The organism is Streptomyces sp. NPDC057271 (assembly GCF_042668715.1).
Lineage (GTDB): Bacteria > Actinomycetota > Actinomycetes > Streptomycetales > Streptomycetaceae > Streptomyces.
Genome location: NZ_JBHUYJ010000027.1, coordinates 44,059 through 54,061 on the forward strand (window position 1 = coordinate 44,059; position 10,003 = coordinate 54,061).

At 71.3% G+C, this 10,003-nt stretch carries 9 protein-coding genes; 4 read left to right on the forward strand and 5 right to left on the reverse strand.

What is annotated here, in order from left to right:
* The first annotated feature begins 172 nt into the window (after nt 1-172).
* Entirely contained in the window at nt 173-2,032 is a 1,860-nt protein-coding gene (locus ACFUJR_RS15600) for an NHL domain-containing thioredoxin family protein (protein WP_383173783.1), read from the forward strand.
* 169 nt (nt 2,033-2,201) lie between these two features.
* Here ACFUJR_RS15600 and ACFUJR_RS15605 read toward each other — a convergent pair whose 3' ends face one another.
* The 3 genes from ACFUJR_RS15605 to ACFUJR_RS15615 all read right to left on the reverse strand — a co-directional run bounded on the left by ACFUJR_RS15605 (nt 2,202) and on the right by ACFUJR_RS15615 (nt 5,710).
* On the reverse strand, nt 2,202-2,429 hold the full coding sequence (locus ACFUJR_RS15605) for a DUF6458 family protein (RefSeq protein WP_383173786.1): 228 nt from the start codon (nt 2,427-2,429) through the stop codon (nt 2,202-2,204).
* A 53-nt stretch (nt 2,430-2,482) separates the two neighbouring features.
* Nucleotides 2,483-3,772: a M18 family aminopeptidase gene (locus ACFUJR_RS15610; RefSeq protein WP_383173789.1), complete on the reverse strand. Its 1,290-nt coding sequence runs from the start codon at nt 3,770-3,772 to the stop codon at nt 2,483-2,485.
* Nucleotides 3,773-3,880: 108 nt separating this feature from the next.
* Nucleotides 3,881-5,710: an acyl-CoA dehydrogenase gene (locus tag ACFUJR_RS15615; RefSeq protein WP_383173792.1), complete on the reverse strand. Its 1,830-nt coding sequence runs from the start codon at nt 5,708-5,710 to the stop codon at nt 3,881-3,883.
* A gap of 179 nt (nt 5,711-5,889) precedes the next feature.
* Between ACFUJR_RS15615 and ACFUJR_RS15620 the strand changes: the two genes are divergently transcribed.
* The 3 genes from ACFUJR_RS15620 (at nt 5,890) to ACFUJR_RS15630 (ending at nt 8,762) form a co-directional block, all read left to right on the forward strand.
* On the forward strand, nt 5,890-6,378 hold the full coding sequence (locus tag ACFUJR_RS15620; RefSeq protein ID WP_383173795.1) for an SseB family protein: 489 nt from the start codon (nt 5,890-5,892) through the stop codon (nt 6,376-6,378).
* Nucleotides 6,379-6,492: 114 nt separating this feature from the next.
* Nucleotides 6,493-7,455 carry a pirin family protein gene (locus ACFUJR_RS15625; protein ID WP_383173798.1) on the forward strand — a complete coding sequence of 321 codons (963 nt, stop codon included), beginning with the start codon at nt 6,493-6,495 and terminating at the stop codon, nt 7,453-7,455.
* 248 nt (nt 7,456-7,703) lie between these two features.
* A complete protein-coding gene (locus tag ACFUJR_RS15630; RefSeq protein WP_383173801.1) occupies nt 7,704-8,762 on the forward strand; it encodes an AI-2E family transporter in 1,059 nt (352 codons plus the stop codon).
* Nucleotides 8,763-8,810: 48 nt separating this feature from the next.
* On the opposite strand, the gene ACFUJR_RS15635 is transcribed toward ACFUJR_RS15630, so the two are convergent.
* Together ACFUJR_RS15635 and ACFUJR_RS15640 are read right to left on the reverse strand one after the other, a co-directional pair.
* Nucleotides 8,811-9,629, reverse strand: a complete 819-nt coding sequence (locus tag ACFUJR_RS15635; RefSeq protein WP_383173804.1) for an MBL fold metallo-hydrolase — start codon at nt 9,627-9,629, stop codon at nt 8,811-8,813.
* A 222-nt stretch (nt 9,630-9,851) separates the two neighbouring features.
* On the reverse strand, nt 9,852-10,003 hold a 152-nt coding region (locus tag ACFUJR_RS15640), incomplete at its 5' end, for an ATP-binding protein (RefSeq protein ID WP_383450438.1).

Genomic DNA, 10,003 nt, shown 5'->3' on the forward strand with positions numbered 1-10,003 from the left:
AGCAGGATGGTCGGTAGCGGGCGTGAACGGGGCGTGGCCGCCGGATTGCGGGTGCGTGGTGGAGTGCGGCCGGTTGGGGGCGTGGCCGGTCGGGGCCCCACGCGCCAGGGACCCGCCGGGCCCGTGTCCGTGCGGTGATCCGGTGCTCATCGGCCAATGGCAAGCTTGAAGGATGAACGATGCTGCCCCGGCGCCCACCCCCGCGCCCGCGCCCGTGCCCGCGTCCACCCCCGCGCCCGCGCCCCGACGTGCCCGTGTCCGTGCCCCCGAGCTGATCGGCAAGGGAGGGTGGATCAACACGGGCGGCAGGGACCTGAAGCTCGCCGACTTCCGAGGTCGCACATTGATCTTGGATTTTTGGACCTTCTGCTGCATCAACTGCCTGCACGTCCTCGACGAGCTCCGTGAACTGGAGGAGAAGCACCGCGACACCCTCGTGATCGTCGGCGTGCACTCCCCCAAGTTCGTCCACGAGGCCGAGCACCAGGCCGTCGTCGACGCCGTCGAGCGGTACGAGGTGCACCACCCCGTCCTCGACGACCCCGAGCTCGCGACCTGGAAGCAGTACGCCGTACGCGCCTGGCCGACGCTCGTCGTCATCGACCCCGAGGGGTACGTCGTCGCCCAGCACGCGGGCGAGGGGCACGCGAACGCGATCCGGACGCTCGTCGAGGAGCTGGAGGCCGAGCACGAGGCCAAGGGCACGCTGCGGCGCGGGGACGGGCCGTACGTGCCGCCGGAGCCTGTCGCGACCGACCTGCGCTTCCCCGGCAAGGCCGTCCTCCTCCCCACCGGCGACTTCCTCGTCTCCGACACCACCCGCCACCAGCTCGTCGAGCTCGGGCCGGACGGCGAGACCGTGGTGCGGCGCATCGGGGACGGCGACTTCCGCGAGCCGCAGGGGCTCACCGTGCTCCCCGACGGCAAGGTCGTCGTCGCCGACACCGTGAACCACGCGCTGCGCACGTACGACCCCGCCACCGGCGTGATCGAGCGGATCGCCGGAACCGGCACGCAGTGGTGGCAGGGATCGCCGACCTCCGGCCCGGCCCTCGACGTGGACCTCTCCTCGCCGTGGGACGTCGCCTGGTGGCGGGGCAAGGTGTGGATCGCGATGGCCGGCGTCCACCAGCTGTGGACGTACGACCCGGAGACGCGGACCGTCGCGGTCGCGGCCGGTACGACGAACGAGGGGCTCGTCGACGGTCCGGCCGCCGAGGCCTGGTTCGCGCAGCCCTCCGGGCTCGCCGCCACCGAGGACCGGCTGTGGATCGCCGACTCCGAGACGAGCGCCCTGCGCTGGATCGACACCGAGGGCGTCGTCCACACGGCCGTCGGCACCGGGCTCTTCGACTTCGGCCACCGCGACGGCGACGCCGGCCAGGCGCTGCTCCAGCACCCGCTCGGCGTGACCGCCCTGCCCGACGGCTCGGTCGCGGTCTCCGACACGTACAACCACGCCCTGCGCCGCTTCGACCCGGCCTCCGGCGAGGTGACGACGCTGGCAACCGATCTGCGCGAGCCGAGCGACGCCGTGCTCGTCGGCGACGAGATCGTCGTCGTCGAGTCGGCCCGGCACCGGCTGACCCGTCTGCGGCTGCCCGAGGAGGCGGTCCAGGTCGAGGCGGTCGCCCACCGCACCCAGCGTGAGGCCACCGAGGTCGCGCCGGGCCGCCTCCGGCTCGACGTGGTCTTCCAGGCGCCGACGGGCCAGAAGCTCGACGAGCGCTACGGCCCCTCCACCCGGCTCCTGGTCTCCTCGACCCCTCCGGAGCTGCTGATCGGCGGCGCGGGCACCGGTACGGACCTCGTCCGGGAGCTCGACCTCGACCCGGGGATCACCGAGGGCGTCCTGCACGTCTCGGCGATGGCCGCGTCCTGCGACGACCCCGCTGGGGGCTCCCAGGCCGAAGGCTCTGGGGGAGAGTACCCGGCCTGCCATGTGCACCAGCAGGACTGGGGCGTCCCGGTGAAGGTGACGCCCGACGGCGCCGCCCGCCTCCCGCTCATCCTCGCGGGCATGGACGCGTAGCGCCCGTACACCGCCCAGGGCGCGCCCTGCCCCGCCACGGCCGTGCCGACGTGCACGGTCGTGGTGAGGCGGGCGGCGAACGTCCCCCGGGGCGGGCCTTCATGACGGTCCGTGAGGCCGACGGTGCCAGGGGTGACCTCTCCCGGACGTCTCCTCGCCCGGGTGCCGTTCAGTAGCCGCGGTCGCGCCGTTCCTCCTCCACGACCGTGGGGGCGGCCGTGGGAACGACGACCCGCCGGCGCCGCGCGATGCTGGTGAAGGTCGCGACGCCGATGAGACCGACCGCCATCATGATCAGTCCCACCAGGTCGAGGTTGATGCCGTCGAGCTCCCAGTCCGTGGCGAACGTGAGGATCGCGCCCACGGCGATGAGGATGATGCAGCCTCCCAGGCCCATGAGTCCCGCCTCCTAGTGGGGTAGTCGGGATCGGGTACCCGGGTATCGGCGCGCTACCCCTCCAGGAACGCGACGAGCGCGTTCGCCAGGAGGTACGGGTCCTCCGCGCCGCAGAGCTCGCGGGCGCTGTGCATCGACAGGCAGGCCACGCCGATGTCGACGGTGCTGATGCCGTGGCGGGCCGCCGTGATCGGGCCGATCGTCGTGCCGCAGGGCATGTCGTTGTTGGAGACGAAGGTCTGCCACGGCACGCCCGCCCGCTCGCAGGCCGCGGCGAACACCGCCCGCCCGCTGCCGTCGGTGGCGTAGCGCTGGTTGACGTTCACCTTCAGGATCGGGCCGCCGTTGGGGCGCGGGTGGTGCGTCGGGTCGTGGCGCTCCGCGTAGTTGGGGTGGACCGCGTGGCCGACGTCCGAGGAGAGGCAGATCGATCCCGCGAAGGCGCGGGCGCGGTCCTCGTAGGCGCCGCCGCGCGCGTAGACGGAGCGCTCCAGGACGTTGCCGAGGAGGGGGCCCTGGGCGCCGGTGTCGGCCTCGGAGCCGTTCTCCTCGTGGTCGAAGGCGGCGAGGACGGGGATGTACGGGAGGTCGGCGCGGCCCGCGACGGCGGCCAGCGCGGCGACCCCGGCGTGGACGGAGATCAGGTTGTCCATGCGCGGTCCGGCGAGGAGTTCGCGGTCGCGGCCGAGGTAGGCGGGGGCCTCGATCGCGTGGACCATCAGGTCCCAGCCGCCGACGTCCTCCGCGTCGACGCCCGCCTCCTCCGCGACGAAGCGGATCAGGTCGCCCTCGTGCACCTCGCCGAGGCCCCAGATCGGCTGCATGTGGCGCTGCCGTTCGAGCTTGAGGCCCTCGTTGGCCTGCCGGTCGAGGTGGATCGCGAGCTGCGGGACGCGCAGTACCGCGCGGTCCACGTTCACCAGGTGGTGACTGCCGTCCCGCAGGGTCAGACGGCCCGCGAGACCGAGGTCGCGGTCGAGCCAGGTGTTGAGCAGCGTCCCGCCGTAGATCTCGACGGCGACCTGGCGCCAGCCCCGCGCGCCCATGTCGGGCTGCGGCTTGACGCGCAGGTTGGGTGAGTCGGTGTGCGCGCCGACGATCCGGTACGGGGTGTGGGCGGTGGCGCCCTCCGGGACGAACCAGGCGATGAGCGCGCCGCCGCGGATCACGTACTTCCCGCCGGTCGTCCCGTCCCAGGCGGCGGTCTCCTCGACCTGCCGGAAGCCGGCCTTCTCAAGCCGCTCGGCGGCGTTCGCCACGGCGTGGTACGGCGACGGGGAGGCCGCCAGGAAGGTCATGAGGTCGTCGGTGTGGCCGCGGTCGAAGCGGGCGGTGCTCGTCATGGGTTCACCTTACGCACGCCCCGGAATGCGGCGCCGGGACCCCGGAAGACGGAACGGCCCGCTCCCCTCCCCGGGAGCGAGCCGTTCCTCGATGAACAAGACGCGTTGCTAGAACGCGGCCTCGTCCAGGTCCATCAGCGAGCCGTCGACGGCCTCGGCCAGCGCGCGCTCGGCGCCGACGCCCGGCAGGACGTTGGCGGCGAAGAACTTCGCGGCCGCGATCTTGCCGGCGTAGAAGGACTGGTCCTTGGCGGAGGCGCCGGCGGCCAGCTTCTCGGCGGCGACGGCCGCACCCTTCAGGAGCAGGTAGCCGACGACCACGTCGCCGGAGGCCATCAGCAGGCGGGTGGTGTTGAGGCCGACCTTGTAGATGTTCTTGACGTCCTCGCCGGTCGCGGTGAGGTCGGTGAGCATCGTGCCGACGATGCCCTCCAGGTCCACGGCCGCCTTGGCGAGCGCGTCGCGGGCGCCGGCCAGCTCCTCGCCGCCGGTGCCGACCGCGAGGAACTTCTTGATCTCCTCGGCCAGCGCGTTCAGGGACGCGCCCTGGTCGCGGACGATCTTGCGGAAGAAGAAGTCCTGGCCCTGGATGGCCGTGGTGCCCTCGTAGAGGGTGTCGATCTTGGCGTCCCGGATGTACTGCTCGATCGGGTACTCCTGCAGGAAGCCGGAGCCGCCGAAGGTCTGGAGCGACTGCGCGAGCTGCTCGTAGCCCTTCTCGGAGCCGTAGCCCTTCACGATCGGCAGCAGCAGGTCGTTCAGGCCGATGAGGGCCTTCGCGTCCTCGCCCGCGGCCTCCTTGAGCTGGATCTCGTCCTGCACGGTGGCCGTGTAGAGGACGAGGGAGCGCATGCCCTCCGCGTACGCCTTCTGCGTCATCAGCGAGCGGCGGACGTCGGGGTGGTGCGTGATGGTGACCTTGGGCGCGGCCTTGTCCATGAAGTTCGCCAGGTCGGTGCCCTGGACGCGCTCCTTGGCGTACTCCAGGGCGTTGAGGTAGCCCGTGGAGAGGGTGGAGATCGCCTTCGTGCCGACCATCATGCGGGCGAACTCGATGATGAGGAACATCTGGCGGATGCCGTCGTGCTTGTCGCCGATCAGCCAGCCCTTGGCGGGGTGCTGGTCGCCGAAGGTCATCTCGCACGTGTTGGAGGCCTTGAGGCCCATCTTGTGCTCGACGTTCGTGGCGTACACGCCGTTGCGCTCGCCCAGCTCGCCGGTCTCCCAGTCGAAGTGGTACTTCGGCACGAGGAAGAGGGAGAGGCCCTTGGTGCCGGGGCCGGCACCCTCGGGGCGGGCGAGGACGTAGTGGAGGATGTTCTCCTCCATGTCGTGCTCACCGGAGGTGATGAAGCGCTTCACGCCCTCGATGTGCCAGGAGCCGTCCTCCTGCTGGACCGCCTTCGTGCGGCCGGCGCCGACGTCCGAACCGGCGTCGGGCTCGGTCAGGACCATCGTGGAGCCCCACTGGCGCTCGACGGCGATCTGCGCGACCTTCTTCTGCGCCTCGTTGCCCTCGTTGAAGAGGATGCCGGCGAACGCCGGGCCGGAGGAGTACATCCACACGGCCGGGTTCGCGCCGAGGACCAGCTCCGCGTAGGCCCAGATCAGGGAGCGCGGGGAGGTGGTGCCGCCGATCTCCTCGGGCAGGCCGAGGCGCCAGTACTCGGAGTCCATGAAGGCCTTGTAGGACTTCTTGAAGCTGGCCGGGACCGGGGCGGTGTTCGTCTCGGGGTCGAAGACCGGCGGGTTGCGGTCGGCGTCGGCGAAGGACTCCGCGAGCTCGTTCTCGGAGAGGCGGGTCAGCTCCTCCAGGACGCTCTTGGCGGTCTCGACGTCCATCTCCTCGAACGGACCGGTGCCGTACACCTTGTCACGACCGAGCACCTCGAAGAGGTTGAACTCGATGTCGCGGAGATTCGACTTGTAGTGCCCCATGGCGACGGCTCCGTAAGGATCGGGGAGGCAGGTTCCTCGTACACGTACCAGCGAGTAGCGCAATGCTCTCTCCGATGATGCTACCCGTCGGTAATAAGAAGCAACCCCTATCCGGTCATCTGTGACGACAATCGCGTGAGCGGAACGGCTACCCACCGGGAACCACTAGGCTCGGGAGCATGTACGGCTACGAGCAGAACCCGGGTGCCCAGCAGCAGTACGCGCCGCCGCAGCAGCCGATGGCGGGCGGGATTCCGGGCATGCAGGGCGCCCCGTACGGTCAGCAGCCGCCCCTGTACCCCGAGCCCTCGCCGCCCTCGCTCGCCGACGCCGTGCGGGCCTTCACGACCGGATCGCTCGCGGCCGAGGACTTCCAGCAGATCTTCGCGACCTCGAAGGTCTACTGCCCCCGCGGCGACAACCCCGGCTTCCTGGCCCTGCACAACACCCAGCAGCCGGTCATCCCGATGTTCACGTCGCTCAAGGAGCTGCGGCGGTACGCGGGCAAGGAGTCGAAGTACTTCGTGATCACCGGCGCCGAGGTGATCGACCTCCTCCCGACCGGCTACGGCTTCGTCCTCGACATGGAGGGCGACCACCGGATGGTCTTCGACGCGAAGGCCGTCGAGCAGATGGTCGACTTCGCGATGCGCCGGATGTACGGCTGACGCAGGCTGGACACGTGGGAGAACGCCCGGGAGGAATTCCTCCCGGGCGTTCCGCGTTCCGGGTGGCAGGAAGTTCATTGTTCAACTAAAGTGGTCGCACAAGGAGGTCCCGCCATGCCCGCTGTGACTGTCGAGAACCCGCTCACCCTGCCGCGCGTCGCCGCCCCGGCCGACGCCGTCTCCCGCCCCGTGCTCGCCGTGACCACGGCTCCGTCCGGATTCGAGGGCGAGGGCTTCCCGGTGCGCCGCGCGTTCGCCGGGATCAACTACCAGTACCTCGACCCGTTCATCATGATGGACCAGATGGGAGAGGTGGAGTACGCCCCCGGAGAGCCCAAGGGCACCCCGTGGCACCCCCACCGCGGCTTCGAGACCGTCACGTACATCATCGACGGGATCTTCGACCACCAGGACTCCAACGGCGGTGGCGGCACCATCACCAACGGCGACACCCAGTGGATGACCGCCGGCTCCGGGCTGCTCCACATCGAGGCCCCGCCGGAGTCCCTCGTCGTCAGCGGCGGGCTCTTCCACGGGCTCCAGCTGTGGGTGAACCTGCCCGCGTCCGACAAGATGATGGCCCCGCGCTACCAGGACATCCGAGGCGGCCAGGTGCAGCTCCTCACCTCCCCCGACGGCGGCGGGCTGATCCGCGTCATCGCGGGCGAGCTCGACGGCCACGCCGGACCGGGGATCACCCACACCCCGATCTCGATGATCCACGCGACCGTCCGGCCGGGCGCCGAGGTGACCCTGCCGTGGCGCGAGGACTTCAACGGTCTCGTCTACGTACTCGCGGGGCGCGGCTCCGTCGGTACGGAGCGCAGGCCGGTCCGCATGGGCCAGACCGCGGTCTTCGGCAAGGGGGGCGCACTGACCGTCCGGGCCGACGAGAAGCAGGACGGGCACACGCCCGACCTGGAGGTCGTCGTCCTCGGCGGCCGGCCGATCCGTGAGCCGATGGCGCACTACGGCCCGTTCGTCATGAACACCCAGGCCGAACTCCGCCAGGCCTTCGAGGACTTCCAGGCGGGCCGACTCGGCACGATCCCGGCCGTGCACGGGATGGGCGAGTAGGAGACGAGGGCGGTACGGGTACGGGCAGCGGTCCGGTACGCGTACAGGCATGGGGTACGGGGTCGAGTGCGACGCGCTGGGCCCCGTACGCGTTGTGTGGGTACGGGCACGCTGCCGCTTCCGTGGCCCGGGATCGTACGGGCATGCTGCCGTGGCCGGGGCTCGTACGGGCAAGGGCCCTGACGGGGCGTCACTCGTCCGGCCCGTAGCGCAGGACGCCATGCCGAGCGCCGTGGTCCGGTGGACGGGTGCAGACGCCGAGCCCCCGCCCCCTCCTCCCCGACGCCGCGCGACGGGTCGCCGCCTGGTGCGTCGTCCTGCTGCTCGTCGCGGGGGTCGCCGCCGTGGGGATCTGGCTCTGCGTCGTGTTCCAGACGGCCGTCACGCCCGTCCTGCTCGCCATCCTCGGCACGGCGCTCCTCGGGCCGCTCTACCGGCGCCTGGTGAAGATGAAGGTGCAGAAGTCGCTGGCCGCCGGGCTCACCGTCCTCGCGGTCCTCGCCTTCGTCGGCGGCGCCACCTACATCGTGGTCGTCGCGCTCGTCGAGACCGGCGACCAGATCGTCGCCTCGCTGCGGCAGGCCGCCGTCGACATCGCCGGACATCTGGGCGCGGCAGGGACCTCGATCGACGACCTCGCCAGGAACGCGAAGGCGCTCCTGGAGAAGTTCGGCGGGACCGCCGCCTCGGGCGTGATCTCGGGGCTGAGCGTCGTCGGCCAGGTGGCCGCCATGGCCGTCCTCGCCCTGCTGCTGATCTTCTTCTTCCTCCGGGACTCCGACAAGGTCGCCGGCGCCCTGCGGTCCCTCGCCCCCCGCTCGACCGGCGACACGATGGAGGCCATGGGCCGCCGCGCCTTCGAGGCCGTCGAGGGTTTCATGCGCGGGACGACCGTCGTCGCGCTCGTCGACGCGGTCCTCATCACCATCGGGCTGCTGGTCCTGCGGGTGCCCGGTGCCGTCGGGCTCGGCGCGCTGGTCTTCGTCACGGCCTACATCCCGTACCTCGGAGCCTTCCTCTCCGGAGCCGTGGCCGTCCTCGTCGCCCTCGCCGACCGGGGTTTCGTCATCGCGCTCTGGGTCCTCGGTGTCGTCCTGGCCGTGCAGGTCATCGAGGGGAACGTCCTCCAGCCCATGATCCAGAGCCGGACCGTGCAGATGCACCCGGCCCTCGTCATGCTCGCCATCACGGCCGGCGCGTCCGTCGCCGGAATCCTGGGCATGCTGCTCGCCGTCCCGTTGACGGCGGCCGCGTTCGGGGTGATCGGCGAGCTGCGCGGCCGCTACGGGACGGGGAAGGACGCCTGAGGGCCTGAGCACCTGAGCGCCTGAGGGGCCCCTGAGCGGTGCGGGGCGTCAGGTCGCCGCCGGCATGCCGCCGGGCTCGAACGACGCCAGCATCTGCTCCAGGGCCGCCTGGTCCGGGCCGACGAACGGGTCGGAGTCGGGGGCCGTCGTGAGCATCTCGATCATCAGGTCGGTCATCCGCACGGCGGGCGGCAGATGCGACGACAGCACGATCTCCGGGTTCATGTCCCGAAGGGGCTGCACGGTCGCCCGGTACTTCTCCGGGTCCACGACGTGCACCCACGGGCTGTCCACGGTCGCCCACAGCAGCTGCGAGCGTCGCAGCTCCTCCGGCTTGAGGTCGTTGGCGTGCCCGCTCTCGGCGAGCTCGGCGGTGGGCATCGGGCCGCCGAAGCAGTCGGAGCTGAAGCAGATACGGGTCTTCTCGTCGTAGAAGCCGACGGTCGCCGGGTTGTCGAAGAGCGGCGGCCGGAAGGCGTCGAGCACGCGGTCGCCGACGTCGATGGTCTGGCCGGGGTTGAGGAAGTGGACGCGGTCCATCGGCAGCGGACGCTCGGTGCTCATGATCCCGGCGCCGATGAAGGTGGTGATGACCTTGGCCCGGGGCGCGGCGACGAGGAGGTCGAAGATACCGCCCGTGTGGTCGCGGTCGGGGTGCGTGAGCCAGATCCAGCGGACGTCGGCCGGATCGACGACCGAGCCGAGCGCGTTGACGAAGTCGCGGTCGGAGACCGAGAGTCCGGTGTCGACGACGACGGGTTCTCTGGCCTTGAGGACGTACGCGTTGACGGGAATGTGGCCGATGCCAGGCACTTCGAGGCTGTCGGCGAGGACGGTGGTGTCGCTTCCGACCTTGTGGGTGTCCATGGGGTGCTCCGTGATCCCCCCGGCGACGGCGGGCGTACGACACCAGTCTCCTCCGCGACGGCGAGGGGCGCGCGGGCGCGAGCGGGGCGGCGGGGGCGCGGGCGGGGTGCGGGGGCGCGGGGTGCGAGGCGGCGGGCGGGGGCGCGGGCGGGGCGTTGCGGGCCTCGCCCCCGCTTCGTACCGCCGCGGCCGTCCCCCCTCGCCCTCATCGCTCCCAGGGGGCTACGCGGAGCCGTCGCCCCGTTTCGACGGCGGCTCGTTCAGTTCGAACCAGATGGACTTGCCCTCGCCCCGCGGGTCCACGCCCCACGCGTCCGCCAGCATCTCCATCAGGACCAGGCCGCGACCCGACGACGCCATCTCCCCCGGATGCC

What these genes read in the sequence shown, in the direction of transcription:
- ACFUJR_RS15600 (WP_383173783.1), top strand. Translation starts at nt 173, where the DNA reads ATGAACGATGCTGCCCCGGCGCCCACCCCCGCGCCCGCGCCCGTGCCC.
- ACFUJR_RS15605 (WP_383173786.1), bottom strand. Translation starts at nt 2,429, where the DNA reads ATGGGCCTGGGAGGCTGCATCATCCTCATCGCCGTGGGCGCGATCCTC.
- ACFUJR_RS15610 (WP_383173789.1), bottom strand. Translation starts at nt 3,772, where the DNA reads ATGACGAGCACCGCCCGCTTCGACCGCGGCCACACCGACGACCTCATG.
- ACFUJR_RS15615 (WP_383173792.1), bottom strand. Translation starts at nt 5,710, where the DNA reads ATGGGGCACTACAAGTCGAATCTCCGCGACATCGAGTTCAACCTCTTC.
- ACFUJR_RS15620 (WP_383173795.1), top strand. Translation starts at nt 5,890, where the DNA reads ATGTACGGCTACGAGCAGAACCCGGGTGCCCAGCAGCAGTACGCGCCG.
- ACFUJR_RS15625 (WP_383173798.1), top strand. Translation starts at nt 6,493, where the DNA reads ATGCCCGCTGTGACTGTCGAGAACCCGCTCACCCTGCCGCGCGTCGCC.
- ACFUJR_RS15635 (WP_383173804.1), bottom strand. Translation starts at nt 9,629, where the DNA reads ATGGACACCCACAAGGTCGGAAGCGACACCACCGTCCTCGCCGACAGC.